Raw genomic sequence first — 25,544 nt, 5'->3', positions numbered from 1 at the left:
GACGTTATTTTCATATTATGATTAGCTGCCTAATCATAATCATGCGGCCGATGATCGAAGCCAAGCACCATGCCCTGCTGGAGGAAGCGCAGCGACGTGGCCACAGCAATGTCGCCCTGCTGCGGCTGTGCTTCCAGTTGCTGTCGTTGTCTTCGGCGATCGATCACGACTGCGCCAGCCGGCTGGCGCCACATGGGCTCAGCGAAGGCCGCTTCATCGTGCTGTTCCTGCTGCACGGTGCCGGTGGCACGCTGCCGCCGCATGCGCTGGCCGAACGCGCGGGCGTCACCCGCGCCACCATCAGCGGCCTGCTCGATGGCCTGCAACGCGAAGGCCTGCTACAGCGTCGCGGCGATGCGGAAGATGGCCGTCGCCTTCAGATCGTCCTGACCGCACAGGGTAGGCGCCTGGCAGAGGCAGTGTTCGAACAGCACACGCAGTGGATCGGTGGCCTGTTCGATGGCCTGGATGCGAGCGAGCAGCAGCAGCTTTCGCAGCTGCTGCATAAGGTCTGGCTGCACACCGACGCCGGGCGCGGGGCATGAGCGCGATGACCACGCAACGCCTGCACGCGCTCAACAGCGGCCGCGTTGCGACGACCCATCTGGCCGAGTGCCTGGCGGTGGACTTCGGTGAGTTGCTGCGGTGCGTGACGCCGTCGCTTGAACCGGCAGCGCTGCAGCGCATGTACGACGCTGCAGGCAAGGGCATCACCCAGCGCATGGCCCTGGCCGCGCAACTGCTGCGCGAGGCGGGGCAGGGCGCGCCTGCGCTCTGGCAGCATCACAACTCCGATACCGTGCGTGGCTGGGCCTGCTACCTGATCGGCAGTGATGCCCGCGCAACCCTGGCAGAGAAGCTGCAGCAGATGCGCACGCTGGCCGATGACCCGCACTTCGGTGTGCGCGAATGGGCCTGGCTGGCGTTGCGCACGGATATCGTTACCGCGCCGATGCAGGCGCTTGAGTACCTGCAACCGTGGACACAGGAAGCATCGCCGTACCTGCGCCGGTTCGCCTGCGAAGCATTGCGTCCGCGCGGTGTCTGGGCCACGCATGTCGCGCTGTTCAAGCAGCATCCGCAACAGGCATTGCCGTTGCTGGAAGCACTGGCCGACGACCCTGAACGCTATGTGCAGGACTCGGTCGGCAATTGGCTCAACGATGCCGGCAAGACGCAGCCGCAATGGTTGCGTGACCTGTGCGTGCGCTGGCAGCACGAGCACCCCAGTGCCGCCAACGCCTATGTCCGCAAACGCGCATCGCGCTCGCTGCGGTAGCGTCGGCCGCTGACCGGCTAGCCCCGGCCATTCAAGCGGGCATGGCACATGCGCCTGTCACCCAGACACGGTAAACAGTGCATTGCCCATGTCCGTCCGCAGGGAAGTTGATCATGCAGAGCACGCTCCAGGTCACGCTGTTCGGCCCTTTGGGTGAAACCCCGGCGTTGCAGCTGCCGGAACAGGAGGGACCGTCGGTGGCCATTCCCGAAGCGGTCCTGCGGCGGCTGGTCTCCGATCTCTACACCGCGCGCTCGCTGCTCAACCCCGAGCAGCTGGACGAGGCCCGGCAGGAGCTGGGCCGCGTGCTGGAGCGCTGGGCCGACATCCATGAAGGCCTGCTGCTGGATGTGGAAGTGCATGGCAGATGAGCGACTTCGCGTGGTTGCCGCCGCATGGGCCGCGCCGGCGCGCACCTCGCTGAACCGCGTCCCCAGTTGCGGATGAAACATTTTGCACTGCGCAGAAGCTGTGCTATCAATACATCCCATGAACGCAGCCGCCACCCGCTTTTACTGGTATTACTTTCCGAAGCCTCTGGCGGAGGAAGGACTGCGCTCACCCTGAAGAAAGCTTCAGACGCATTCCCGAAAGCCGCCAGCGAACCTGGCGGCTTTTTTCATGCCGCCACGCTGGGGACCCCCAACGTTCCGGAGAACCCCCGCAATGCCCCCGCACACCGACGACCTGCGTATCCGCACCATCGAACCGCTGACAGCGCCTGCCCAGCTGCTGGCGATGCTGCCGTGTGACGATGAAGCCTCCGACACCGTCAGCGCCTCGCGCGCGGCCCTGCACCAGATCCTGCACGGCCGTGATGACCGCCTGGCGGTGGTGGTGGGCCCGTGCTCGATCCACGATCCGCATGCGGCCATCGAGTACGCCCAGCGCCTGAAGCCACTGCGCGATGCGCTGGCCGGCGAACTGGAAATCGTCATGCGCGTGTACTTCGAGAAGCCGCGCACCACGGTGGGCTGGAAGGGCCTGATCAACGACCCCGACCTGGACGGCAGCTTCAGGATCGACAAGGGCCTGCGCATCGCCCGCGGCCTGCTGCGCGACATCAACAAGCTTGGCCTGCCGGCCGGTGTCGAATTCCTCGATGTGATCTCGCCGCAGTACATCGCCGACCTGGTGGCCTGGGGCGCGATTGGTGCGCGCACCACCGAAAGCCAGGTGCACCGCGAACTGGCCTCGGGGCTGTCGTGCCCGGTCGGCTTCAAGAACGGCACCGATGGCAACGTCAAGATCGCTGCTGACGCGGTGGGGGCTGCCTCCAATCCGCATCATTTCCTGTCGGTCACCAAGCAGGGCGGCACCGCCATCGTCTCGACCACCGGCAATCCGGACTGCCATGTGATCCTGCGCGGCGGCAAGCAGCCGAACTACGACGCAGGCAGTGTTGCCGAGGCCTGCCAGGCGCTGGCCAAGGCCAAGCTGCCGACCCGCCTGATGATCGACGCCAGCCACGCCAACAGCCTGAAGAACCCGGACAACCAGCCGAAGGTGATCGAGGACATCGCCGTTCAGTTGGAAGACGGCGAACAGCGCATCGTTGGTGTGATGATCGAGAGCCATCTGGTCGGTGGCCGCCAGGAACTGGTGGAGGGCCAGCCGCTGGTCTACGGGCAGAGCATCACCGATGGCTGCATCGACTGGGACACCACCGTGACGGTGCTGGAGCGACTGGCTGCGGCCGTGCGCGCCCGTCGTGAAGTAAAGGTGTCTGAAGCCGCTTGATTGCGGCACGTGTGTGGATGGCGGCCAGCGCCTGCGGGGGTGCGGCCGCGATCAGGGTCGGTCGGAGTTGGAGGCCGACCCGTCCGCACCGGCGATGCGCCTGGCGCTGCGCATGAGCGACAGCGCCAGGTACATCGCCGGGGTGGCAGGATATCTACGCCCTGCGTGGATATCGCCCTTTGTAGAGTCGAGCCATGCTCGACCATCGCGCGAAGCGCGGGCTCCCAATGCTTGGAACCCCGCGCTCGCCGAACGCAGACCTCAATGCACTTCGTCGTGGTACACGAACTTCGGCATTTCCCAGCGGTAGTGGATCGCCAGCAGGCGCAGCGCGAAGCCGCCGCCGAGGCAGCACAGGATCGCGGTCGCGTCGGCCACGCCCCAATGCAGCAGCAACAGGTACACCGCACCGGTCAGCAGCGAAATGATCGCGTACAGCTCCTTCTGGAAGATCAGCGGCACCTCGTTGCAGAGGATGTCGCGCAGCACGCCGCCGAAGGCACCGGTCAGCATGCCGGCGATCAGCACGATGGGCGTGGCATGGCCGGCCTCGCGCGCGATCGAGCAGCCGATCAGGGTGAAGGCGATCAGGCCCAGCCCGTCGAGCACCAGGAAGGTGCGGCGGAAGTGGTGCATCCAGCGCGCCACCCAGGTGGCGATCAGCGCCGCGCATACGGTGAAGGCAAGGTACTCGGGATGCTTCACCCAGCCCAGTGGATAGTGGCCGAGCAGGATGTCGCGCAGCGAACCACCGCCGAGGGCAGTGACGCAGGCGATCATGACCACGCCGAACAGGTCCATGCGGCGGCGGCCGGCAGACAGCGCGCCGGTCATGGCTTCGGCGGAAATGGCGATCAGGTAGATGATGGACAGCAGCATGGGGCAGGCTCCGGGCGCGGTGGGGCCGGCCATGCGCGACCACCGCCCCTGCATGCGCAATGACGGGATGACGATGACCGGTGCCGCTCCCGCTGTCCTTTTGCCTGAGAGTTCAGCGGCGTTGGCCGCGTGCCCCTTCGGCGGATCGTCCCGGGCGTGCCCGGTGACCTCTCTCCAGCTCGGCGAGTCGAATGCATGGTTGGTGGGATTCCAGCCCACCGGCCTGAGCGATCATGGGAGCCTGCGCCTTCGGCGGGCGCCAGCGCGGCGCCTCTCTCCTGCATTCGGGCGCCAGTATATCCGCTGCAGTGCAGCACGGCATAATCCGGCCATGGCCCCGTCCCTCCGCCCGTGGTTCCTGTACCTGCTCGAATGCCGCGATGGCAGCTATTACGCCGGCATCAGCACCGACGTGGAGGCACGTTTCGCCGCCCACCAGGCCGGCAAGGGCGCGCGCTACACCCGGGCCCGCCCGCCGCTGCGGGTGCTGGCCGTGCGCGAGTACCCGGACCGGGCCGCCGCTTCGCGCGCCGAATGGCAGCTCAAGCAGCAGCCGCGCGAACGCAAGCTGGCCTGGCTGCAGGCACCCGCCGGGACGCTTCTGTAGATCCACGCCATGCGTGGATGGGCTGCCCGGCCCATGCGATGATCGCCCCGCGCCCAGAGCTGGAGACCCGGATGTCCACGATTGCCCTGCTGCTCGCTCTTTCCGCATCAACGAGTCCCGCCGCCGACCCGGCCACGATCGCGGCCATCGAAGCCACCTGCCACGACTACGTCGATGGCCAGCTGGAAGCCGATCCGCAGCGCGTCGCCCGTTCCCTGCATCCGGACCTGGCCAAGCGCGCGGTGCTCGGCGATACGCCCGACGAACGCCTGGGCCTGCGCCGCATGTCGAAGGAAGAGCTGGTCTCGCTGACGAAGCAGGGCGCGCTGAAGACCCCGAAGGATCAATGGGACCGCCGCTGCACGGTGCTGGACGTGACCGGCAACGCGGCCTCGGTGCGACTGGAAACCCCGTGGTTCGTCGACTACTTCCACATGGGGCGCTTCGACCAGCGCTGGGTCATCGTCAATGCGCTGTGGTACCCGAAGCCGAAGGCGCAGTAGAGCCGAGCCTACGCTCGGCTTCTGCAATCCGCGTGAAGCGCAGCCGAGCATGGCTCGGCTCTACAGGAACATGCACGCGGCCCTACCGCCTTGGCCGTCGGTCTTCCTGATCATCACCGAAGATGATGCGCGCGCTGCGCTGGTAGCTCCAGTACGCCACCGCCCAGTTCAGCAGCACCACGATGCGGTTGCGGAAGCCGATCAGGAAGAACACGTGCGCGGCCAGCCAGAACCACCAGGCCAGGATGCCCGACAGCTGCAGCCGGCCCAGGTGCACGATGGCCGCCATGCGGCCGATGGTGGCCAGGTTGCCGTAGTCGGCGTACTTGAACGGACCGGGCGCGGGCTTGCCGTGCAGGCGCGCGCGGATCACCTCGGCCACGTACTTGCCCATCTGCTTGGCCGCAGGGGCCACGCCGGGCACCGGCTTGCCATTGGCCTGGTTCAGTGCGGCCAGGTCACCGGCCACGAACAGTTCCGGATGATCGGGCAGGGTCAGGTCCCGCTGCACCTGCACGCGCCCGGCGCGGTCCAGCGGCACGTCCAGCGTGCGCGCCAGCGGCGAGGCGGCCACGCCCGCAGCCCATACCACGGTGCGGGCCGGCACGAACTGCTCGCCCAGCATGAAGCCCTGGCTGTCGATGCTGCTCACCGGGGTGCCGGTCAGCACTTCCACGCCCAGCTTTTCCAGTTGCCGGCGCGCCTTCAGCGAAAGCACTTCGGGGAACGAGGACAGCACGCGCGGGCCGGCTTCGACCAACCGCACCTTGGCGCTGGCCGGGTCGATGTGGCGGAACTCGTTGCGCAGCGTGTGCCGTGCAATCTCGGCCAGCGTGCCGGCCAGTTCGACACCGGTGGGGCCACCGCCGACGATGGCGAAACTCAGCCAGGCGGCCTTTTTTGCCGGGTCCGGTTCGGCCTCGGCACGCTCGAATGCCAGCAGCAGTTTGCGGCGCAGGGCGATGGCATCGTCCAGGGTTTTCAGGCCGGGCGCATCATCGGCCCATTGGTCGTTGCCGAAGTAGGCGTGGGTGGCGCCGGTGGCCAGCAGCAGGCTGTCGTAGTCCAGCATGCTGCCATCGGCCATGCGGATCTGCCGGGCCTGCTTGTCGATGGCCACCACTTCGCCGAGGCGGACTTCCACATTGCGCTGGTGGCCGAGGATATGGCGCAGCGGTGCAGCGATATCCGGCGCGGACAGGCCGGCGGTGGCCACCTGGTACAGCAGCGGCTGGAACAGGTGATGGTTGCGGCGGTCGACCAGGGTGATGCGTATGCGCTCGCGGGCCAGGGCGCGGGTGGCCCAGAGACCGGCAAAACCACCGCCGACAACGACCAGGTGGGGAACGCGCTCACGACTCATCGACTCACTCCAGTGGGGGCATTGGGGGAAGCGCCTGGCATCTTCGCACGGCGGCCGCCTGTCACGTCAGCGCCCGCGTGGATCGGCGATACTCGGGTTCAGGCAACCGCCCGTGAGGAGCCCATGAGCGAACCGGAAAAGCGCATCGCCCTGTTGATCGACGCCGACAATGCGCCGGCTTCGAAGATCGACGAGGTGCTGGCCGAAGTGGCCCGCTACGGCGTGGCCAACGTTCGTCGCGCCTACGGCAACTGGAAGAGCCCGCGGTTGAAGGGCTGGGAAGCGGTGCTGCACGAATATGCGATCCGCCCGATCCAGCAGTTCGCCTACAGCAAGGGCAAGAACGCCTCGGACATGGCGATGGTGATCGACGCCATGGACCTGCTGTACGCGCGCAACCTCGATGGATTCGCCATCGTCTCCAGCGACGCGGATTTCACCCCGATGGTGATGCGGCTGCTGACCGATGGCGTGAAGGTGTATGGCTTCGGCGAGAAGAAGACGCCCGAACCGTTCGTCAACGCGTGCTCGAAATTCACTTATCTGGAGGCGCTGGGCCAGACCCATGCCAGCGTTCCGGATGCCGAGCAGGCCTCCAGCGAACAGGCCTCGAACGAACCGGCGACCAACGACGATGCACGGCCGCGCAAGAGCGGTGCGGAAATGCGCAGTGATACCCGGCTGGTGAAGATGCTGCGCCGTGCGGTGTCGGCGGCCGAGGGCGAGGATGGTTGGTCGCATCTTGGCCCGGTCGGCAGCCAGATCGGCAACCAGGCCTCGTTCGATCCGCGCAACTATGGCTACGGAAAGCTGAGCGATCTGTTGGCGGCGATCGGCCTGTTCGAACTGAAGAAGGACGGCAAATCCTCCTACGTGCGCGCACTGCCCAAAAAGAACCGGTAGTGCCGGCCGCTGGCCGGCAGCGCCCAGAAGCCAGATCCCGCATCCGGCGTGCACACACCCACACCAATCAGGCGTATCGTTGCCGCTCGCATTGCCAGCAGGGAATACCCGCATGTTGAAGATCTGGGGCCGTCGCAATTCAAGCAACGTCCGCAAGGTGCTGTGGTGTGCCGAAGAAATCGGCCTGCCGTATGAATCCATCGAAGTCGGCGGCAGCCACGGTGGCACGCAGACGCCGGAGTACCTGGCGATGAACCCCAACAGCCTGGTGCCGGTGATCGAAGACCATGGCCTGCCGCTGTGGGAATCCAACGCGATCGTGCGCTACCTGAGCGCGCGCTACGCGCTGGGCACGCTGTACGCCGAAGACCCGATGCAGCGCGCCCAGGCCGAGAAGTGGATGGACTGGAGCACCTCGCGGATGGCGCCGATCTACAGTGACCTGATCTGGGGCATCATGCGCACCGCGCCGGCCGACCGTGACGAAGCGCGGATCAACGCGGCCATCGTGCGTGCCGGTGACTACCTGGCGATGGCCGACGCGACCCTGGCCCGGCAGCCGTGGCTGTCCGGCGATACGTTCGCGATGGGCGACATCCCGCTGGGCTCGTTGATCTATGCCTGGTTCGAACTGCCGATCCAGCGCCCGGAACTGCCGCACCTGGCCGACTGGTATGCGCGCCTGCGCGAACGCCCGGCCTACCAGCGCGGCGTGATGTCGCCGCTGACGTAAGCGGTGGCGTTCGGCGTAGCGTCGAGCTTGCTCGACTGCTTCTGGCGCACGGCAGCCGAGCAAGCTCGACGCTACGCAGTACCGGTTGCCAGACCTCAATACAGATCGGTCGGATCCACATCCAGCGACCAGCGCACCTTGCGCGCTTCCGGTAGCGCATACAGCTGCGGCACCAGCTGCGCCAGCACGCTGTGCAGTGGCGGCCGCTGCAGTGCCGACAGCAGCAACTGCGTGCGCTGGTAACCGGCACGGCGCGGCATCGGTGCCGGCATCGGCCCGTAGGCCTCCACCACGTTCTGCTCGCCAAGCAGCTGCCGCGCCGCCAGCAGGAAGGCGTTGGCGTGCTCGACCTGCTGCGCTTCCGCGCGCATCAACGCCAGGTGCGCGAAGGGTGGGAACCCGGCGGCCTGGCGCTGGTTCAATTCGGCCTGCGCGAACGGGTGGTAGCCACCGTTCACCAGGGTCTCCAGCAACGGATGCCCGGGATGATGGGTCTGCAGCCAGACCTCGCCCGGGTCGCGTGCGCGGCCGGCGCGGCCGGCCACCTGGATCAACTGCTGCGCCAGTTTCTCGCTGGCACGGAAGTCGGCCGAGAACAGGCCCTCATCGATGCCCACCACCACCACCAGGGTCAGCTTGGGCAGGTCGTGGCCCTTGGCCAGGATCTGCGTGCCGACCAGGATGCCGGGCCGGTCGCCCAGCTTCGCCAGCTGCTGTTCCAACGCATCGCGGCGCGAGGTGGTGCCACGGTCGATGCGCACCACCGGGAAATCGGCGAAGGCCGCAGTGAGATGTTCTTCCAGGCGTTCGGTGCCGATACCCTGCGGTTGCAGCGCCAGGCTGCCGCAGGCCGGGCATGCCAACGGTGCCGGCTGCCGTGCACCGCAGTGATGGCACTGCAGGCGCCGGCCACCGCCATGCACGGTCATCGGTGCATCGCAGCGGTTGCACGGCGCGGTCCAGCCACAGTCGTGGCACAGCAGCACCGGCGCATAGCCGCGGCGGTTCTTGAACACCAGCACCTGCTGGCCACGCTGCAGGTGCTCGCCGATGCCGGCCAGCACATCGGCGGAGAGACCGTCATGTAGTGGCCGCTTGCGTACATCGAGGATGCGCACGCGCGGTGGCCGCGCATCGCCGGCGCGCTGCTTCAGGCGCAGGTGGGTGTAGCGCCCGGCATAGGCGTTGTGCAGCGTTTCCAGCGAGGGCGTGGCGCTGCCCAGCAAGACCGGAATGCCCAGTGCCTTGGCCCGCACCAGGGCGAAATCGCGCGCGTGGTAGCGGATGCCGTCCTGCTGCTTGTAGCTGCCGTCGTGTTCCTCGTCGACGATCAGCAGGCCGGCCTGCGGCAGCGGTGTGAACACCGCCGAACGCGTGCCGACGATCACCCGTGCCTCGCCGCGCGAAGCGGCGGCCCAGACACGCGCGCGCTCGTTGTCGTTCAAACCCGAATGCAGTGCGTGCACGGCAATGCCGAGGCGGCCGCGGAACCGCGCCAGGGTCTGCGGGGTCAGGCCGATTTCCGGCACCAGCACCAGCGCCTGCCGGCCCTGTGCCAGGCAATGGATGATCGCCTGCAGGTAGACCTCGGTCTTGCCACTGCCGGTTACGCCATCCAGCAGGAACGGCTGGAAGCCGTCGGCCGCGTTGATCGCGGCCACGGCCTCGGCCTGGTCCGGATTGAGCGTGGGGCCGGGCAGCGGCTGCGCGTGCTGCGGGGCCACGCTCAGCGCAACGCGCTCGGCCAGCTCGCGCTTGGCCAGGCTGCGTGCGGCGGTGCGCCAGTCGTCCATGCGCTCGCCCAGTACGTCTTCATCCACCACGGCCTCGGCCAGCAGCTCGGCCAACTGGCGGGGGCGGCTGCCGGCGCGCAGTTTTTCACGCTGGGCGCGGCCTTCGTGGGTCAGCTGCCAACCCCAGTGATGGGTCTCGGGCAGGGCCTCGCCATGGCGCAGGGGGCCGGGCAGGGCGGTGCTGAGGACCTCGCCCAGCGGTGCGTGGGTGTAACGCGCCAGCCACTGCAGGCTCTGCCACAGCTCGCCCTGCAGCAGCGGTTGCGGGTCACACCAGGCCAGTGCCTGGCGCAGTCCCTGGCCGTCGTCGGCCTGGCCGTGGCCGACCACCACGCCGACCAGCTCGCGGTTGCCGAAGGGCACCTTCACGCGGCAGCCGACCACCATCGCAGGGGCGTCGCCCTCCGGTGACAGGTAGTCGAACAGGCGCGGCAGCGGGACGGGCAGGGCGACCTGCAGGGTCGGAATCGGTGAAAGCATCGGGCCAGTGTAACGGGCCATGCGCGCACGGATGGCGCGGCCCGGGGCGCTGGAGCGACGGCGGTTGAATCATAAATGTCACCTAAATATCGGTGTCCATTGGAGATTCAGTCTTATCCACATGTTCTGTGGATAACGTTGTGCGTTACCGGTCGACGGGCGCGCAGGAGGCCGATGGCGACGGCCTCACGCTTGGGTTGGTCAAAAAATCGCCACATTAGAAAAGCGATATAAATCAACAAGTTGAGTGTGAAACATTGCTGAAACAGAGTGGATTCAGCTGGATGCCCCAGTTTTGCCCGAGGGGGGCGTGGTGCTGTGCACAACCTGCAGCACGAAGTGCCAGCGGGCGCAAGTCCTACGGGCGTCGATGGCCTGCCGCTATCATGCCGGCAGACCTTTGGAGTGACCGATGACGGCTGTGCCCGCCCCTGTTTCCTCGACCGCGGCCGGTGCGCTGTCGGCGTTCCTGCGTGGTGTTGAACGCCGTGCCCTGGTGGTGGCTGAACTGCAGTGCGGCGATGCTGCCCGCGCCGAGCAGACCCTGGTGGCGGTGATGCGCGCGTTTGCCGCGGTGGCCAGCGACCTGCCGATGGCACAGTGGCCGACCCGCTTCTGGACCCTGCTGGGCCAGCGCCAGGCACTGCGCGAGCCGGCAGGCGGCCAGTGGGCGCCGCCGTTGGCCGCACTGGGCGGGATGGACCCGCTGCCGCGCTTGGCCTTGTTGCTGCGGGTGGGCGGCAGCCTGGACGAAGGCATCGCCATGCGCGTGCTCGACCAGGACGAAGCGGGCTACCAGCACCTGCTGGCCAATGCCTGCCCGCGCGATGCGCACGGCCAGCCCGACGCGTCGGCCTGGCGCCAACTGGCCGAACAGGTACAGCTGCGCATCCGCGACCTGCCGGCCAAGCGCCTGCAGCAGCTGCAGCAGCCGGCCGCACCGGCCGCCCACAATGAACCCGTAACTTCCAGCTGGCGCGCGCCGCCGCAGGAAGCGCGTGCCGCCGCCAATGGCAAGCGCCGCCGCCCGACTGCCAAGCCGCGCTGGCGCGGCCCGCTGATCCTGCTGCTGACCGTAGCCGTACTGCTGGCGGCGGCGCTGGGCTGGCGCTACCTGCAGGGCCGTTCGTTCGGTGCCGCGGCACCGTTGCCGGAAGGCGTGGTCGGCGAGGCAGGCCCGGTCACGGTGGAGGCGTTGCCGCCGAGCACGGTCAATGCCGCGCCGGATACGACGCCTTCCCAGGCCGCAGACGACGCCACGATGCTGGCCGACCGCGACTACCCGCTGCTGGCCGATGCCGATCTGTATGCGTGGACCGCCGCAGGCGGTCCGTTGCCGGTGGACGAATCGCAATCCAGGCCGAGCCGGCCCGAGCCGGCCAGTGCCACGCTGGAAACCACCGCTGCCGATGAATAAGACCCTGTTCGCCAGCGCGCTGCTGGCCCTGCCGCTGTCGCTGTCCGCCGCACCGCAGACCTTGAATGTGCCCCTGCCTGCGCCGGCGCCCGGCGTTGAGGCGACAGCACCGGCCCCGGCCGTTGCGCCGTCGGCCTTCGCGCAGCTGGATGCAGCGCAGCAGCGCCAGCGACGTGCCGACTACGCCGCGTGGCGGGCGCTTCCGGAAGGCGAGCGTGAGCGCATCCGCCAGGCCGCGACGCGATTCAACGCGTTGCCGGCCGACCAGCAGCAGCGCCTGCGCCAGCAGTTCCAGGCGCAGGACCAGGCCTTCCGCGAAGGCTGGCGACTGGGCCCGCAGCTGGGCCTGGTGTTTCCCAAGCTGCATGGCCTGTTCGGCTACGTGCCGCCGCAACAGCGCGAGGCCGCGCTGGCCGTGCTGCGCCAGCTCAGCCCGGCCCAGCTGGCACAGCTGGCCCTGGTCGCACAGCGCACGCCGCCGCAGGAACGCGACGCGGTGCGCAGCGCCTTCCTCGCGGTGCCCGCCGCCGAGCGTGACACCTGGCTCAAGCGCCAGGCCGGACAGTAAAAAAAGGGACGGAGGGGATTAAGTCGTATTCGGAACAATTGGGTCTGAAACGACTTAATCCCCTCCGTCCCCTTTTTGTGGCTGGAACCCAGCATTCACACCGTGTCATGGGAATGCGCGCGCTGCGCGCGTAAGATGACCGGCCGCAAACCCGGTGCCTGTGCCCTTCGCGCGCAACCGTAGTTCGCGTCAAGCACCTTATGTCTACTGCAACCTCCACGCCGCGCTTCAGCAAGGAAGTCGGCGCCACCGGTCTGCTCGCCCTGCCGCTTGTGCTGGGCCATGTCTCCACCGGCCTGATCTCCTTCGTCGACAACGTGATTGCCGGCCACCACGCCACCGCGACCCTGGCCGCGGTGACCATCGGCACCGCCCTGCTGTGGCTGCCGATGCTGATCCCGATCGGCACGCTGATCTCGCTCACCGCCTCGGTATCGCAGCTGCACGGCGCTGGCCGCGAGCGCGAGATCGGCCCACTGTTCCGCCAGGCACTGTGGCTGGCACTGGGCCTGGGCCTGATCATGTTCACCTTCCTCACCGTGGTGCCGCCGCTGCTGCCGGCCTTCGGCATCGCACCGGACATCGTGCCGGGCGCGACCGCGTTCCTGCATGCGGTGCGCTGGGGCGGCCCGGCGCTGACCCTGTACTTCTGCATGCGCTACCTGAGCGAGGGCATGCACTGGACACTGCCGACCATGCTGCTTGGCTTCGGCGGCCTGCTGGTGCTGGCGCCGATGGGCTATGTGCTGGCCAACGGCAAGCTCGGTTTCCCGGAAATGGGTGCCGAAGGCCTGGGCATCGCTTCGGCGGTGATGATGTGGCTGCAGGCGATCGCCTTCGCTACCTACCTGTGGTTCACCAAGCGCTTCGCCCACCTGCAGCTGTTCTCGCACTTCGAAGGGCCGCGCTGGAAGGCGATCTGGGAACTGCTGCGCACCGGCCTGCCGATCGGTATCACCGTGCTGATGGAAGGTGGCCTGTTCATCGTCACCGCGCTGCTGATAGGCCGCCTGGGCGCCAACGAGGCGGCCGCGCACCAGATCGCGATCAACGTCGCGCAGCTGTGCTTCATGATTCCGATGGGCGTGGCCGAGGCCACTACCGTGCGCGTCGGCCATGCCGTCGGCCGTGGTGACGGCTTCGGTGTGCGGCGTGCGGCGTGGGCCGGTTACGCGATCATCATGGGCACGCAGACGCTGTCGGCGGCGGTGCTGCTGTTCGGCCACGATGCCATCGTCGGCGTGTACACCAACGATCTGGCGGTGGCCGGCCTGGCCTCGACCCTGCTGCTGTACGCGGCCACCTTCCAGTTCCCGGATGGCATCCAGGTGCTGTCGGCCGGCGCGTTGCGCGGCCTGAAGGACACCCGCGTACCGATGTTCATCGCCATGTTCGCGTACTGGGGCCTGGGCATGCCGCTTGGCGCCGGGCTCGGCCTGGGCCTGGGCATGGGCCCGCAGGGCATGTGGATCGGCCTGATCGTGGGCCTGACCGCGGCCGCCATCCTGATGGGCTGGCGCCTGCGCCGCAGCAGCCTGCGCATCGGCCAGTCCACCCTGTCCTGATCCTTCCTGCCCGCCATGCTGATCCATGGCGGGCGATCCCCTGACTTGTGTCCGATGCCGCATCACACGGCACCGGCTATGCTGGTACCACGGCAAGAAGCCATCCGGAGCGTTCCATGAATCAACCCGTGCCCCCGCTGCCCCCGGCGCGTCGCAATCCCGTCGCCAGCTTCTTCATCGGGCTGTGGGACGTCATGAATTTCACCCGCCGGTTGATCCTCAACCTGGTGTTCTTCGGCCTGCTGTTCCTGCTGCTGGTGATGTTCGTCATTGCTGCCGGCATGGGCGCCGGTGCCAGCAAATCGCTGCAGGACCGCACCACCCTGGTGATCGCGCCGGAAGGACGCCTGGTCGAGCAGTTCAGCGCCGATCCGGTCAGCCGCGCGCTGGCCAAGGCGGTGGGCGACAACGGTGCCGAGGAGATCCAGCTGCGCGACCTGCTGCGGGTGATCGAGTCGGCCAAGGAAGACAAGAAGATCGAGCGCGTGGTGCTGGAGCTGGACAAGCTGCAGCCGTCGGGCTTCGCCTCGCTGCGCGAAGTGGCGTCGGCGCTGCAGGACCTGCGCGCGTCCGGCAAGCAGCTGGTGGCCTACAGCGAGAGCATGGGCCAGTCGCAGTACCTGCTGGCCGCACAGGCCGACGAGGTCTACCTGGACCCGATGGGGTCGGTGGTGCTTGAGGGCCTGGGCCGCTACCGCCAGTACTTCCGCACCGGCCTGCAGGACAAGCTGGGCGTGGACGTGCATCTGTTCAAGGTGGGCGAGTACAAGTCCGCCGCCGAGCCGTACGTGCTCGACGCCGCCTCGCCGGCCTCCAAGGAGGCCGACCTGTTCTGGATGAACGACGTGTGGCAGCGCTACCTGGCCGACATCGCCAAGGCCCGCCGCCTGGATCCGGCCCAGCTGGCCGCCGGCATCGACACCTTGCCGGAGGGCATCGCCGCCGCCGGTGGCGACCTGGCCAAGTTCGCCCTGCAGCAGAAGCTGGTAACCGCGCTGAAGACCCGCGAGGAATTCGAGGATCTGATGATCGAGCGTGGCGTGGCCGATGACGATGCCGACGGCGGTTTCCGCAACGTCGACTTCGGGCGCTACCTGGCGCTGCTCGACGCTCGCCGCAACCCGGTGGACTCGCGTCCGCAGGTGGCGGTGGTAGTGGCCGAAGGCGAGATCAGCGGTGGCGACCTGCCGGCCGGCCGTATCGGCGGCGAGTCGACCTCCGCGCTGCTGCGCGCCGCGCGCGACGATGAGAACGTCAAGGCCGTGGTGCTGCGCGTCGATTCGCCGGGCGGTGAAGTGTTCGCCTCCGAGCAGATCCGCCGCGAAGTGGTGGCCCTGCAGGCGGCCGGCAAGCCGGTAGTGGTGTCGATGGGCGATCTGGCTGCGTCCGGTGGTTACTGGATCAGCATGAATGCCGACCGCATCTACGCTGATCCGTCGACCATCACCGGTTCGATCGGCATCTTCGGCATGGTGCCGAACTTCAGCCGCGCGCTGGACAAGATCGGCGTGCACACCGACGGCGTCGGCACCACCCGCTTTGCCGGTGCCTTCGACGTCACCCGTCCGATGGACCCGGCCGTCGGCCAGGTCATCCAGACGGTGATCAACAAGGGCTATGCCGACTTCACCGGCCGCGTCGCCGATGCGCGCAAGAAGCCGGTCGAGGCCGTCGACGAAGTGGCCCGTGGCCGCGTGTGGAGCGGTGCGCAGGCCAAGGAACGTGGCCTGGTCGATGCCTTCGGTGGCCTGAAGGATGCCGTGGCCGACGCCGCCAGCCGCGCCAAGCTGGGCAAGGCCGATGCCTACCGCGTGCGCTACATCGAGAAGGCGGCGACGCCGTTCGCGCAGTTCGTCAGCGGTTTCGCCGGCAGCCGCGCCGGTGCGTGGATGCTGTCCGACTCGGGCATGGCGCGGATGATGCTGGCCCGCACGATGCCGGAAGTGGACACGCAGTTGCGCTTCGTCGAGAACGCAGCCCGCGAGAAGGGCAACGGTGCGCCGGTGAAGGCGCTGGCGTACTGCTTCTGCGGGTTCTGATCGGAGCGCCTATCCACGCATGGCGTGGATCTACTGGCACGGCCACGCATGGCGTGGATCTACTGGAAACGCCCGGCTTCGGCCGGGCGTTTTCGTTTGCGCGGTTACTGCGTCGCCTCGGCTTCGGCCGTGCGTTCACGCGCAGCGGCATCGTCCACGGTTTTCTGCACGCCCTTGGCGCGGTCCAGCGGCTGGTTGATCGCGCGCGACATCGCCCGGGGTACCGGTGGCTTTTCCGGGTTCGGCGCCGGTGGGCGCTGGCAGCCCGCCAGCAGCACGGTGGCCAGCAGGGGCGAGGACAGGATCAACATGCGCATGGCGGCTCTCCGCGGTGGGCGTACGGGCAGTGTCGCACCCCCGGCAGGCAGCCGCCGTGAGCGCGTATCCTTGCGGCATCGAAACACAGCGGGCGCGGCCCCGGAGGACACATGACCCAGCAACGGTGGCGCCTGGATGGCCAGACCGCCCTGATCACCGGCGCCAGCGCCGGTATCGGCCTGGCGATCGCGCATGAACTGGCCGGCCTCGGTGCCGACCTGATGATCGTCGGCCGCGATATCGACATGCTGGAGACGGCACGCGACGAACTGCTGGACGTGTATCCGCAGCACCAGGTGCACGCGCTGGCTGCCGATGTCTCCGATGACGAGGACCGCCGCCAGATCCTGGACTGGGTGGAAGATCACAGCGATGGCCTGCATATCCTGGTCAACAATGCCGGTGGCAACGTCACCAAGGCGGCCACGGAATACTCCGAGGACGAATGGCGCCAGATCTTCGAGACCAACCTGTTCTCTGCGTTCGAGCTGTCGCGCTACGCGCATCCGCTGCTGGCCCGGCACGCGTCGTCGTCGATCGTCAATGTCGGCAGCGTGTCCGGCCTGACCCATGTGCGCAGTGGCGTGGTGTACGGCATGAGCAAGGCGGCGATGCACCAGATGACCCGCAACCTGGCCGTCGAGTGGGCCGAGGATGGCATCCGGGTCAATGCGGTGGCGCCGTGGTACATCCGTACGCGGCGCACGTCCGGTCCGCTGTCGGACCCGGATTACTACGAGGAAGTGATCAACCGCACGCCGATGCGCCGCATTGGCGAGCCCGATGAAGTGGCCGCAGCCGTGGGCTTCCTGTGCCTGCCGGCAGCCAGCTATGTCACCGGCGAGTGCATCGCCGTGGATGGCGGTTTCCTGCGCTACGGGTTCTGATCGTTCGAGGGTAGCGCCGGCCGCTGACCGGCAACCTCAGGATCTTCAGATGATTGCAGTTGCCGGCCAGCGGCCGGCACTACCGGTGGCTGTCACCCCGGCACCGGGCAGTTGCTGGCCTCCAGCACGCCCTGCAGCCGTTCGCGTTCACCGCGCGCGGTATCGCGGTTCTCCGGTGCGGCGAATCGCTCGCGGCCGCGTGCATCGCGGAAGCGTTGCTGCCAGCTGCCGCAGCGTTGCGCCTCGGGCAGCGCCTCGCAGCGGTCACGCACCACTTCGCAGCCTGCTGCATTCACCGGCGTGGCGCCGCCCAGCCCCTGCACGGTCATCAGTTCGCAGCGCCCGGGGGCGGCCTCGTACTCGTGCAGGTAGCCACCGCCCTGGCTGTCGGTGCACTGGAAGATCGGTGGCAACGGCGGTTTCGGTGGCCCGTCGCCGGATGCGGCGCGGGCCTCGGCTTCGCGTTGCAGCGTCGCGCTGTCGAGAATCTGGTCGTCGCCTTCGCGTTCAACCATGCCTGCTTCCATGATCGTGCGCCCTTGATCCGCGCGCCGTGGCGCCGCATGCGTTGCAGGCGTTGCAGCGGGTTCGCTGGCCTGGGGAGCCGGTGGCGGAACCGGAGCCAGCGCCTGTGAGGGTTCAACCACGGCCGGTTGCGGGTTGGAGGGCGCCGGTACGCGCACGACCTGCTGCGTGCTGCCGGCCGGGCAGGGCGTGCGCTGCAGGATGGGGATGTCACTGCTGCTGGACATGCAGCGGTAGATCATGCCCTCGTCAGCCAATGCAGCGCCGGGCAGCAGGGCCAGGGCCAGCCAGATCAATCTGTTCATGCGTACAGCGTACAGGCTGCGCTGGGACGCCGCGCTCAGCGCTGGCAATCGCGCGACAGGCGCGCATCGATGCCGCGTTGCTCGTTGCTGATGGCGGTGCGTTCGCTCTGCAGCGCGCTGTTGTAGCGCCGGTCCAGTTCCCAGCGGTGGTCGCGCAGGCGCGCGCAGACTTCCTGCGGCGGCAGCGCGTGGCAGCTGTCGCGGACCAGCACGTTGCCGGCCGGGACCTGCACGCCTACCCCCACCGCAGGCGGGCGATACCCCGCGCCTTCGCCAATGGGCGTACCGACCGGCGTGCCGATGGCCGGTCGCGGCCCGGGATATGCCGGGCCGTGATGCCCACGCGGAAGCCAGACACTGGTCCACAGCGGGACCCAGCGCGGATTGCCTTCGTTGTTGTCGCTGGTATAGCGCCGGCCATCGTCACTCACGCATTCGTACATCGGCTGCGGTGGCTGGATGTAGACGTGGCGGACTTCGCGCTCGCGGATGACCGGCGTCTCGCTGGGCAGCGGCGGTGCGGCATCGCTGCGTACCACGCGGGGGGCGGGGTCACGCGGACGCTGCAGGTCGCGTACTTCCTGGCGGCCGCTGTTGCACGGCCGGTCCTGCAGGGCGACGGCGCCGTTGCTGGCCACGCAGCGGTACACGCGCACGTCCTCGGCCTCGGCGGCGCTCGCCGTCAACGGCAGCAGCAGGCTCAGGCTCAGGGCGGCGCGCAGCAGGGTCATGGCGGCAGGGTGCGTGATTGTCCGCGGCAGCGCAATCGGCCGCTCAGGAGCGCAGCACGTTGCCGCTGAGTGCGTCGCGGATCGGGGTCGGCTGGGCCAGGCCGCCGGTCTGTCCATCGAGGATGCCGTCGAGCAGGCGCAGCAGGCGTGGATCCAGCTCTTCGCGGCTGCGTGCCGGTGGTTCCCCGGCCAGGTTGGCGCTGGTGGAAACCAGCGGGCCTCCCCAGGCGCGGCACAGGGCGGCCACCAGCGGGTGGGCGCTGATGCGCACCGCGATGCCGCTGTGCTCGCCGGTGACCCAGGGCTGCGCACGCGGGCCGGCCGGCAGGATCCAGGTGTTGGCACCGGGCCAGCTGGCCAGCACCGCGCGCTGGCGCGCGTCGGGCAGCGCCTGCAGGCGCACCCAGCCTTCCAGCTGCGGCAGCTCGGCGGCGACCAGGATCATGCCTTTCTCGATCGGGCGCTGCTTCAGCCGCAGCACCATGTGCACGGCGGCTTCGTGCGAAGGATCGCAGCCCAGGCCCCAGACCGCTTCGGTCGGGTAGGCGATCACGCCGCCCGCGCGGAGCGTGGCGACAGCAGAGTCCAGGGTGAGTTCTTTCATGGCGGCGACCGGCCCGGCGTGGGGCTTCATTATCCCCCTGCTGCGTGCAGAAGGGGTGGAACGGTGCCGCTCGGTGGTGCCGGCCGCTGGCCGGCATTGTTGGTGGGTGCGGACCGTGGGTCCGCACCCCCTCATCCACGCATGGCGTGGATCTACTTGGCTGCCTTCTTTACGGCCTTCTTCACGGCCTTCTTGGCCGGGGCCTTCTTCGCGGCAGCCTTCTTTACCGCTTTCTTGGCCGGGGCCTTCTTGGCGGCGGCCTTCTTCGGCGCCGCTTCCTTCTTCACCGCCGCCTTCTTGGCAGGTGCCTTCTTGGCAGCGGCCTTCTTGGCACCGAAGCCCTTGCGCACCGGCTTGCCGGTTTCTTCCATCAGCTGCTGCACTTCGGCCAGGGTCAGCGAGGCCGGCTCGCGATCCTTGGGGATCTTGCCGTTCATCTTGCCGTCGCTGATGTACGGGCCGAAGCGGCCGTTCAGCACCTGGATGTCGCTGCCCTCGAACTCCTTGATGATCCGGTTGCGCGCGATCTCTTCCTTCTCTTCGATCAGGAACACGGCGCGGGCCAGGTCGATGGTGTACGGGTCGTCTTCCTTCTTCAGCGAGGCATAGGTGCTGCCACGCTTGGCGAACGGACCGAAACGACCGATGCCGACGCTGACCGGCTCGCCGTTGTCCTCGCCCAGCGCACGCGGCATCAGGAACAGTTCCAGCGCGTCTTCCAGGGAGATGGTGTGCATCGACTGGCCGGGGCGCAGCGAGGCGAACTTGGGCTTTTCCTCGGCGTCCTCGGCGGTGCTGCCGATGGCCGCGTACGGCCCGAAGCGGCCCAGCCGCACGCTCACCGGCTTGCCGGTCTTCGGGTCGGTGCCGAGCTCGCGGGCGCCACTGGCCTCGGCACGGTCGACCGATTCCTTCTTGTCTTCCACCAGCTCCTTGAACGGCTCCCAGAAGCGGGCCATCAGCGGGATCCACTCTTCCTCGCCACGCGAGACGGCGTCGAGCTCGTCCTCGAGCTTGGCGGTGAAGTCGTAGTCCACGTAGCGGGTGAAGTGGCTGGACAGGAACTTGGACACCGCACGGCCGACATCGGACGGGCGGAAGCTGCGGCCTTCCATTTCCACGTACTTGCGGAACAGCAGGGTCTGGATGATCGAGGCGTAGGTCGAGGGACGGCCGATGCCGTACTCTTCCAGCGCCTTCACCAGCGCCGCTTCGGTGTAGCGCGGCGGCGGCTGGGTGAAATGCTGCTCGGCCTGGATGCGCTCCAGCGGCACGCGGTCGCCGGGCTTCATCGCCGGCAGCTTGCGGCCTTCGTCTTCGTCCTCGGCGCTCTTGCTGTCCTTGCCTTCCTCGTACACGGCCAGGAAGCCGGGCACGACCACGGTGGTGCCGCTGGCGCGGAATACGTGTTCGCTGCCGGCCGACAGATCGACGCTGACCGTGTTGAGCGTGGCCGGAATCATCTGGCAGGCCACCGCACGCTTCCAGATCAGCTCGTACAGGCGGCGCTCGTCGTCGGTCAGGAACCGCGCGACCTGGGCCGGGGTGCGCAGTGCCGAGGTCGGGCGTACGGCTTCGTGCGCTTCCTGGGCGTTCTTCGACTTGGTCTGGTAGGTGTTCGGCTGGTCCGGCAGCGAGGCGATGCCGTAATCGCGGGCGATCACGTCGCGGATCTCGGCCAACGCATCCTGCGACAGGTTCACCGAGTCGGTACGCATGTACGAGATCAGGCCGACGGTGCCTTCGTCGCCGATGGCCACGCCTTCATACAGCTTCTGTGCCACCTGCATGGTCTTGCGGGTGGTGAAACCGAGCTTGCGCGAGGCTTCCTGCTGCAGGGTGGAGGTGGTGAACGGCGGTGCAGGGCGGCGCTTGCGCTCCTTGCTGGCCACGTCGGTGACATGCAGCGAGCCCTGCGCCGCCTGCTGGATGCGCAGGCGGGCGGCTTCGGCGGTGTCGCCGTCGGTGATGGTGAACTGCTCGAACTTCTGCCCGTCCAGCTTGATCAGCTTGGCGTTGAAGTGCTGCGAGGGGTGCGCGCACTCGGCGGCGATCGACCAGTATTCGCGGGCGATGAAGGCTTCGATCTCTTCCTCGCGCTCGACGATCATGCGCAGCGCCGGGCTCTGCACGCGGCCGGCGGACAGGCCGCGCTGGACCTTGCGCCACAGGACCGGCGACAGGTTGAAACCGACCAGGTAGTCCAGCGCGCGGCGCGCCTGCTGGGCATCGACCAGGTCACTGGCGATCTCGCGTGGCTGGCTGATCGCCTCCTTGATGGCGCGTGGGGTGATCTCGGTGAACACCACGCGCTGCATCGGCTTGTCCTTGACCAGCCCGCGTTCCTTCAGGATCTCGGCGATGTGCCAGCTGATCGCCTCACCCTCGCGATCCGGGTCGGTTGCCAGCAGGATGTCGTCGGCGCCCTTGGCAGCCTTGGCGATCGCATCGACGTGCTTCTCGTTCTTGTCGATCACGTCGTAGTGCATGGCGAACCCGTTGTCCGGGTCGACCGCGCCTTCCTTCGGAATCAGGTCACGCACATGCCCATACGAGGCCAGGACCGTGTAGTCCTTGCCGAGGTATTTGTTGATCGTCTTGGCCTTGGCCGGCGATTCGACGATGAGCAGGTGCTTGGGCATGGCAGCAGGGTCTGTGGGGCGAACCGTGGGGAAGGGGCCGCTAGGGTGGAGCAAACGGCCGCATTAGTGAAGCGGCCACGGGAAAATCCATAAACTGAACGCCCGGTAATGTGCCGGGCGTTCAGGTTTCACCTTATTAGAGGAATCACGCCCGGCCAGCCCATGTCAAGCAGCCAGGCGTGACGATGGCCGTTCAGGAGGCCATCTTGGCGATGAAGCCGACCGCGAAGACCAGCAGGGCCAGGCCCACCAGCGACAGCAGGCCGGTCAGCACCAGCACCAGCACGGTGACCGTGCCCAGCTCGCGGCGCTGCAGCTGTGGCTGGTCGGTGAAGGCCCAGCGGTCGACCACCAGGGTGTCGCAGATCATGTCGTGCAGGCCCTGCTTGCGCTCGGTGAAGGCCGCCATCAGGAAGCCGATGCCGAGGGTGAAGCTGCTCAGCAGCATGGCCCAGTAGCGACCGAACGCGCGCGCCTTGGTCAGGCGTTCGCCATTGCTGCGCACGACCTTGATGCCAACCGCCATCTTGCCCAGCGTGGCGCCACCCTTGGAGGCATGGAACCAGGTGTAGTACGCCATGCCGATGGCGAAGTTGATCAGTGCGCTGGACAGCTGCGCGACCACCTCGATGGCCGATTCACCACTGCCCACCGCGCCCATGCTGGCGCCGAGCACCACACCGAGGATGGCGCCGATGATGCTGCCGGGGATGAACAGCACGAAGTAGTCGATCATGTAGGCGGCCACGCGCTTCCAGAAGCCCGCGTAGACCACTTCGCCGCCCATGACCGGCTGCGCATGGCCAGCGCCGCCTGCGGCGGCAGGCGCGCTGTAAGGCGAGCTGCCGAGGGCGCCGGTACCGGGCAGCGGCGCGGTGCCGTTGTCGATGGCGGCATAGTCGCCGCGCAGGTCGAAGCCGCCGCTGCCGGCGGCCGCCGTGGCATCGGCCAGCGTCTGCAGCTCAAGCTCGTCGACCACCTGGCGCAGCGCCGCCCACTGCGCCATGCCTTCGCGCCAGACCAGCGTGTCCAGGTTCAGTTGGCCGCGCTGGAAGCGCTGGCGGATCTCCTGGACCGGCAGCGGGCCCTGGCGTTGTTGTCCTTCGGCGTAATACCACTCAGTCATTGCATGTTCCCTGTTGGATCGTCCTTGGAGGTACCGGTACGCGCGCGGCTCAGCCGCGGCACGCCGGCGGCAGGTACTTGTCGTCGCTTGCGCCGCTGCAGTCCCAGCGGCCGCTGTCGCGGTCGTATTCCAGCCACAGCAGATCGCCGTCGATGCTCTTGCCCGGCATCGACAGCGTTGCCTCGATACCGCAGTGGCCGTTGTCGAAGCGGCCGATGTTCACCGCCGACAGGCCGGACCGGGTGAAATCGCCAGGGGCGGGGAAGCCGGCATCGTTGGCGCCCGGGCAGCGACCTTCCTCATCGGCGAAATGCTGCACCTGGTCCTGCAGCGGGTGCAGGGCATCGGCCGCAGCGGCGACCTTGGCGCGCACGGTGTAGTCGTTGTAGGCCGGCAGGGCGATGGCGGCAAGGATGGCCACGATCGGCACCAGCACCAGCAGCAGAGCGCCTGCGATGATCGCAGTGAGCGCGCAGCCGGACAGCTGCTTCTTCGGCGCCGGCACGACGCCGGCCGGTGCGCTGGTGGCGTACGGGGTGGAGGGCGGCAGCACCGGTGGCTGCGGCGGCGGCGGTGCCACCGGTTCCGGCTCGGCGTCGACGATCGGCGCAGAAGCGTCCAGTGCCGGAACGATCAGGCCGAGTTCGTCGACGACGCTACGCAACGGCTGCCATTGCGGCAGGCCGTCGCGCCACACCAGGGTGTCCAGGGAGATCTGGTTGTTGCGGAACAACTCAACCAACTGTTCCGCCGGCAGCGGGCCCTGCTGCCGGTTGCCTTCTGCGTGGAACCACTCGCTCACGGGGACGCTCCTGAATGCGCTATGCCCCCAAGTGTACGGTCAGTGCAGGGGTTCTGGCTCGTCCATGAACATCTGCGTCTCCATCCAGGCATAGGCCGCTTCGGAGCCGGGCTGGTTGAACAGCACCATCAGCACGACCCACTTCAGGTCGTCCAGGTCCAGTTCGTCCTGGTCCAGGGCCATCGCCCGGTCCAGCACCAGCTCGCGCTGGTCGGCATCGAGGATGCCGTGCTGTTCCAGATACAGCAGGAAACCGCGGCATTCCACGTCCAGCTTGTCCAGCTCGGGGCCGTGGTAGACGCGCACGGGGCCATCGACCCGGGCCTGGGACACGCTCGGCCGCTGCGCGGCCAGGGCATCGAGCCAGTCGAATGCCTTGTTGATCTCGGTAGGGCTGAAACCGGCCTGGATCAGGCCGTTCTGAAGCGAATCGCGGTCACGGATCAGGTCCGCATCTTCGCTGAAATAGTGTTCAAACAGGTACAGCAGTACGTCCAGGATGCTCTCTTTCATTGCCCCTCGGCCTGCGTCGCGCGACGCTGTGGAGGTGAAGAAACTAGGGAGTTCGACAGTAGCGGCCGTGTACGCACACCACGATTCCCGCCAGTTCCATGGCCAGCAGCATGGAGGACACCTGGGGCGCCGTCAATCCACAGCGCGTGATCAGTGAATCCATACTGCTTGGGTTGTGGTCCAGGGCCCGCCACAAGCACTGGTAGTCAGGGTCGTCGGCCCAGCGCGCCGGCAGGAGTGCCGGCGGTGCCTGTTCAGTGGGGGTGGCCAGCCGCGATTGCAAGCCCGGCAGCTGTTGGCGCAGCGCAGGGGCCAGCAGCTCCAGCACCTCCTCCGGGCGCTCGACCAGCGCGGCGCCTTCACGGATCAGCCGGTGGCAGCCCGCCGCGCGTGGATTGAGCACCGAACCGGGCAGGGCGCAGACCTCGCGACCGGCCTCGGCGGCCAGGCGCGCGGTGATCAGCGCTCCCGAGCGCTGGGCGGCCTCGACCACCACCGTGGCCAGGGCCAGCCCGGCCACCAGCCGGTTGCGCGCCGGGAAGTGCCCGGGGCGGGCCGCGGTGCCCGGAAGGTATTCGCTGAGCACGGCGCCCTCGGTGGCGATGCGGGCCTGCAGCCGGGCATGGCTGTCCGGGTAGGCGCGGTCGGGGCCGGTACCGATCACGGCGACGGTGCAGCCGCCGGCGTCCAGGGTTGCCAGGTGGGCGGCTGCATCGATGCCGGCAGCCAGCCCGCTGGTTACCGCCAACCCGGCCTCGACGAAGCCGCTGGCAAAGCGGGCCGCCAGCGCGCGACCGCCCGGCGTCGGCGAGCGGCTGCCGACCAGGGCCACGGAGGGGCGCCAGGCCAGGCTGGGGTCACCGGCCACGAACAGCGCCAGCGGTGGGTTGGGTACCTCCAGCAAGGGGGGAGGAAAGGCCGGGTCGGTGAAGGCCAGGAGATGGTGATGGTCGTCTTCCAGCCAGCGCTGCGCGGCTGTCCACGCCCGCGCATCAGGGCGTTCCAGTGCGGCGCACTGCTCCGGTGTGCAGCCGTGTGCGCGCCAGTTCGCAGTGCCTTGCGCGATGGCTGCGGCCGCGTTGCCCGTGCTCTGCAGCAATGCCCGTCGCGGCGCCAGTGCGCCCCCTGCCATCACCAGGCGCAGCAGCGCCTCATCAGCTTGCTTGGTCATTCCCCACTATCGACCGCATGCAACAAAGGCGCCCTCGGGCGCCTTCGCATG

General features: G+C 68.0%; 25 protein-coding genes and 2 riboswitches. Of the genes, 13 read left to right on the top strand and 12 right to left on the bottom strand.

Annotated elements, in window-relative coordinates; genetic code table 11:
- Positions 1–50 precede the first annotated feature (50 nt).
- From VN11_RS19405 to VN11_RS19390, 4 genes are all read left to right on the top strand, one after another.
- Entirely contained in the window at positions 51–545 is a 495-nt protein-coding gene (locus VN11_RS19405) for a MarR family winged helix-turn-helix transcriptional regulator (protein WP_053450922.1), read from the top strand.
- Positions 542–1,279, top strand: a complete 738-nt coding sequence (locus VN11_RS19400) for a DNA alkylation repair protein (RefSeq protein WP_053450921.1) — start codon at positions 542–544, stop codon at positions 1,277–1,279. Before VN11_RS19405 ends, VN11_RS19400 begins: the two co-directional genes overlap by 4 nt.
- Before the next feature lie 113 nt (positions 1,280–1,392).
- Positions 1,393–1,650 (top strand): hypothetical protein, encoded by a 258-nt coding sequence (locus tag VN11_RS19395; RefSeq protein WP_053450920.1) that lies wholly within the window; start codon positions 1,393–1,395, stop codon positions 1,648–1,650.
- A 295-nt stretch (positions 1,651–1,945) separates the two neighbouring features.
- Positions 1,946–3,019: a 3-deoxy-7-phosphoheptulonate synthase gene (locus VN11_RS19390; protein ID WP_053450919.1), complete on the top strand. Its 1,074-nt coding sequence runs from the start codon at positions 1,946–1,948 to the stop codon at positions 3,017–3,019.
- 261 nt (positions 3,020–3,280) lie between these two features.
- Here the strand turns inward: VN11_RS19390 and VN11_RS19385 are convergent, their stop codons facing one another.
- The gene (locus VN11_RS19385; protein WP_006472906.1) at positions 3,281–3,898 is read right to left on the bottom strand and encodes a trimeric intracellular cation channel family protein; all 618 of its coding nucleotides are present in this window, start codon (positions 3,896–3,898) and stop codon (positions 3,281–3,283) included.
- Between the two features lie 84 nt (positions 3,899–3,982).
- Positions 3,983–4,086: riboswitch (glycine riboswitch) on the bottom strand.
- Between the two features lie 13 nt (positions 4,087–4,099).
- A riboswitch (glycine riboswitch) is annotated at positions 4,100–4,189 on the bottom strand.
- 40 nt (positions 4,190–4,229) lie between these two features.
- Between VN11_RS19385 and VN11_RS19380 the strand changes: the two genes are divergently transcribed.
- Entirely contained in the window at positions 4,230–4,505 is a 276-nt protein-coding gene (locus tag VN11_RS19380; RefSeq protein ID WP_049456845.1) for a GIY-YIG nuclease family protein, read from the top strand.
- A gap of 71 nt (positions 4,506–4,576) precedes the next feature.
- Entirely contained in the window at positions 4,577–5,008 is a 432-nt protein-coding gene (locus VN11_RS19375) for a nuclear transport factor 2 family protein (protein ID WP_053450918.1), read from the top strand.
- Positions 5,009–5,090: 82 nt separating this feature from the next.
- On the opposite strand, the gene VN11_RS19370 is transcribed toward VN11_RS19375, so the two are convergent.
- Positions 5,091–6,371 (bottom strand): NAD(P)/FAD-dependent oxidoreductase, encoded by a 1,281-nt coding sequence (locus tag VN11_RS19370; RefSeq protein WP_053450917.1) that lies wholly within the window; start codon positions 6,369–6,371, stop codon positions 5,091–5,093.
- Positions 6,372–6,494: 123 nt separating this feature from the next.
- Between VN11_RS19370 and VN11_RS19365 the strand changes: the two genes are divergently transcribed.
- Positions 6,495–7,274 carry an NYN domain-containing protein gene (locus VN11_RS19365; protein ID WP_053450916.1) on the top strand — a complete coding sequence of 260 codons (780 nt, stop codon included), beginning with the start codon at positions 6,495–6,497 and terminating at the stop codon, positions 7,272–7,274.
- Positions 7,275–7,386: 112 nt separating this feature from the next.
- Positions 7,387–8,007 (top strand): glutathione S-transferase family protein, encoded by a 621-nt coding sequence (locus VN11_RS19360; RefSeq protein ID WP_053450915.1) that lies wholly within the window; start codon positions 7,387–7,389, stop codon positions 8,005–8,007.
- A 95-nt stretch (positions 8,008–8,102) separates the two neighbouring features.
- On the opposite strand, the gene VN11_RS19355 is transcribed toward VN11_RS19360, so the two are convergent.
- A complete protein-coding gene (locus VN11_RS19355; RefSeq protein ID WP_053451388.1) occupies positions 8,103–10,280 on the bottom strand; it encodes a primosomal protein N' in 2,178 nt (725 codons plus the stop codon).
- 412 nt (positions 10,281–10,692) lie between these two features.
- Between VN11_RS19355 and VN11_RS19350 the strand changes: the two genes are divergently transcribed.
- The 4 genes from VN11_RS19350 to sppA all read left to right on the top strand — a co-directional run bounded on the left by VN11_RS19350 (position 10,693) and on the right by sppA (position 15,869).
- Entirely contained in the window at positions 10,693–11,697 is a 1,005-nt protein-coding gene (locus VN11_RS19350; protein WP_053450914.1) for a hypothetical protein, read from the top strand.
- Positions 11,690–12,265, top strand: a complete 576-nt coding sequence (locus VN11_RS19345; protein WP_053450913.1) for a DUF3106 domain-containing protein — start codon at positions 11,690–11,692, stop codon at positions 12,263–12,265. Before VN11_RS19350 ends, VN11_RS19345 begins: the two co-directional genes overlap by 8 nt.
- Before the next feature lie 200 nt (positions 12,266–12,465).
- Complete coding sequence (locus VN11_RS19340; RefSeq protein ID WP_049456854.1) at positions 12,466–13,830, top strand: MATE family efflux transporter; 1,365 nt, start codon at positions 12,466–12,468, stop codon at positions 13,828–13,830.
- Positions 13,831–13,946: 116 nt separating this feature from the next.
- On the top strand, positions 13,947–15,869 hold the full coding sequence (sppA, locus tag VN11_RS19335; protein ID WP_040006996.1) for a signal peptide peptidase SppA: 1,923 nt from the start codon (positions 13,947–13,949) through the stop codon (positions 15,867–15,869).
- A 104-nt stretch (positions 15,870–15,973) separates the two neighbouring features.
- Here sppA and VN11_RS19330 read toward each other — a convergent pair whose 3' ends face one another.
- Positions 15,974–16,186, bottom strand: a complete 213-nt coding sequence (locus tag VN11_RS19330; protein ID WP_053450912.1) for a hypothetical protein — start codon at positions 16,184–16,186, stop codon at positions 15,974–15,976.
- 111 nt (positions 16,187–16,297) lie between these two features.
- Here VN11_RS19330 and VN11_RS19325 point away from each other — a divergent pair, with 111 nt between their 5' ends.
- Positions 16,298–17,074 (top strand): SDR family oxidoreductase, encoded by a 777-nt coding sequence (locus VN11_RS19325; RefSeq protein WP_049456856.1) that lies wholly within the window; start codon positions 16,298–16,300, stop codon positions 17,072–17,074.
- 92 nt (positions 17,075–17,166) lie between these two features.
- Here the strand turns inward: VN11_RS19325 and VN11_RS19320 are convergent, their stop codons facing one another.
- The 8 genes from VN11_RS19320 to dprA all read right to left on the bottom strand — a co-directional run bounded on the left by VN11_RS19320 (position 17,167) and on the right by dprA (position 25,493).
- The gene (locus tag VN11_RS19320; protein WP_053450911.1) at positions 17,167–17,904 is read right to left on the bottom strand and encodes a hypothetical protein; all 738 of its coding nucleotides are present in this window, start codon (positions 17,902–17,904) and stop codon (positions 17,167–17,169) included.
- Between the two features lie 35 nt (positions 17,905–17,939).
- Entirely contained in the window at positions 17,940–18,635 is a 696-nt protein-coding gene (locus VN11_RS19315; protein ID WP_053450910.1) for a hypothetical protein, read from the bottom strand.
- A 43-nt stretch (positions 18,636–18,678) separates the two neighbouring features.
- On the bottom strand, positions 18,679–19,269 hold the full coding sequence (locus tag VN11_RS19310) for a Sua5/YciO/YrdC/YwlC family protein (RefSeq protein WP_080374972.1): 591 nt from the start codon (positions 19,267–19,269) through the stop codon (positions 18,679–18,681).
- Positions 19,270–19,391: 122 nt separating this feature from the next.
- A complete protein-coding gene (locus tag VN11_RS19305) occupies positions 19,392–21,881 on the bottom strand; it encodes a DNA topoisomerase I (RefSeq protein WP_053450909.1) in 2,490 nt (829 codons plus the stop codon).
- Positions 21,882–22,074: 193 nt separating this feature from the next.
- The gene (locus VN11_RS19300; protein ID WP_053450908.1) at positions 22,075–23,007 is read right to left on the bottom strand and encodes an RDD family protein; all 933 of its coding nucleotides are present in this window, start codon (positions 23,005–23,007) and stop codon (positions 22,075–22,077) included.
- Between the two features lie 49 nt (positions 23,008–23,056).
- Entirely contained in the window at positions 23,057–23,809 is a 753-nt protein-coding gene (locus tag VN11_RS22940) for a pilin (RefSeq protein WP_053450907.1), read from the bottom strand.
- A 39-nt stretch (positions 23,810–23,848) separates the two neighbouring features.
- Positions 23,849–24,322 (bottom strand): DUF494 family protein, encoded by a 474-nt coding sequence (locus tag VN11_RS19290; protein ID WP_053450906.1) that lies wholly within the window; start codon positions 24,320–24,322, stop codon positions 23,849–23,851.
- Between the two features lie 43 nt (positions 24,323–24,365).
- Complete coding sequence (gene dprA, locus VN11_RS19285; protein WP_053450905.1) at positions 24,366–25,493, bottom strand: DNA-processing protein DprA; 1,128 nt, start codon at positions 25,491–25,493, stop codon at positions 24,366–24,368.
- Between the last annotated feature and the right edge of the window lie 51 nt (positions 25,494–25,544).

It is taken from the genome of Stenotrophomonas maltophilia, assembly GCF_001274595.1.
In the GTDB taxonomy this organism is placed as follows: domain Bacteria; phylum Pseudomonadota; class Gammaproteobacteria; order Xanthomonadales; family Xanthomonadaceae; genus Stenotrophomonas; species Stenotrophomonas forensis.
The sequence above is the reverse complement of the archived record's forward strand: the minus strand, read 5'-3'. Positions and strand labels throughout refer to the sequence as shown.

Coding starts and splice junctions, on each gene's coding strand:
- VN11_RS19405 (WP_053450922.1), top strand. CDS start 51: ATGATCGAAGCCAAGCACCATGCCCTGCTGGAGGAAGCGCAGCGACGT.
- VN11_RS19400 (WP_053450921.1), top strand. CDS start 542: ATGAGCGCGATGACCACGCAACGCCTGCACGCGCTCAACAGCGGCCGC.
- VN11_RS19395 (WP_053450920.1), top strand. CDS start 1,393: ATGCAGAGCACGCTCCAGGTCACGCTGTTCGGCCCTTTGGGTGAAACC.
- VN11_RS19390 (WP_053450919.1), top strand. CDS start 1,946: ATGCCCCCGCACACCGACGACCTGCGTATCCGCACCATCGAACCGCTG.
- VN11_RS19385 (WP_006472906.1), bottom strand. CDS start 3,898: ATGCTGCTGTCCATCATCTACCTGATCGCCATTTCCGCCGAAGCCATG.
- VN11_RS19380 (WP_049456845.1), top strand. CDS start 4,230: ATGGCCCCGTCCCTCCGCCCGTGGTTCCTGTACCTGCTCGAATGCCGC.
- VN11_RS19375 (WP_053450918.1), top strand. CDS start 4,577: ATGTCCACGATTGCCCTGCTGCTCGCTCTTTCCGCATCAACGAGTCCC.
- VN11_RS19370 (WP_053450917.1), bottom strand. CDS start 6,371: ATGAGTCGTGAGCGCGTTCCCCACCTGGTCGTTGTCGGCGGTGGTTTT.
- VN11_RS19365 (WP_053450916.1), top strand. CDS start 6,495: ATGAGCGAACCGGAAAAGCGCATCGCCCTGTTGATCGACGCCGACAAT.
- VN11_RS19360 (WP_053450915.1), top strand. CDS start 7,387: ATGTTGAAGATCTGGGGCCGTCGCAATTCAAGCAACGTCCGCAAGGTG.
- VN11_RS19355 (WP_053451388.1), bottom strand. CDS start 10,280: ATGCTTTCACCGATTCCGACCCTGCAGGTCGCCCTGCCCGTCCCGCTG.
- VN11_RS19350 (WP_053450914.1), top strand. CDS start 10,693: ATGACGGCTGTGCCCGCCCCTGTTTCCTCGACCGCGGCCGGTGCGCTG.
- VN11_RS19345 (WP_053450913.1), top strand. CDS start 11,690: ATGAATAAGACCCTGTTCGCCAGCGCGCTGCTGGCCCTGCCGCTGTCG.
- VN11_RS19340 (WP_049456854.1), top strand. CDS start 12,466: ATGTCTACTGCAACCTCCACGCCGCGCTTCAGCAAGGAAGTCGGCGCC.
- sppA (WP_040006996.1), top strand. CDS start 13,947: ATGAATCAACCCGTGCCCCCGCTGCCCCCGGCGCGTCGCAATCCCGTC.
- VN11_RS19330 (WP_053450912.1), bottom strand. CDS start 16,186: ATGCGCATGTTGATCCTGTCCTCGCCCCTGCTGGCCACCGTGCTGCTG.
- VN11_RS19325 (WP_049456856.1), top strand. CDS start 16,298: ATGACCCAGCAACGGTGGCGCCTGGATGGCCAGACCGCCCTGATCACC.
- VN11_RS19320 (WP_053450911.1), bottom strand. CDS start 17,904: ATGAACAGATTGATCTGGCTGGCCCTGGCCCTGCTGCCCGGCGCTGCA.
- VN11_RS19315 (WP_053450910.1), bottom strand. CDS start 18,635: ATGACCCTGCTGCGCGCCGCCCTGAGCCTGAGCCTGCTGCTGCCGTTG.
- VN11_RS19310 (WP_080374972.1), bottom strand. CDS start 19,269: ATGAAGCCCCACGCCGGGCCGGTCGCCGCCATGAAAGAACTCACCCTG.
- VN11_RS19305 (WP_053450909.1), bottom strand. CDS start 21,881: ATGCCCAAGCACCTGCTCATCGTCGAATCGCCGGCCAAGGCCAAGACG.
- VN11_RS19300 (WP_053450908.1), bottom strand. CDS start 23,007: ATGACTGAGTGGTATTACGCCGAAGGACAACAACGCCAGGGCCCGCTG.
- VN11_RS19290 (WP_053450906.1), bottom strand. CDS start 24,322: ATGAAAGAGAGCATCCTGGACGTACTGCTGTACCTGTTTGAACACTAT.
- dprA (WP_053450905.1), bottom strand. CDS start 25,493: ATGACCAAGCAAGCTGATGAGGCGCTGCTGCGCCTGGTGATGGCAGGG.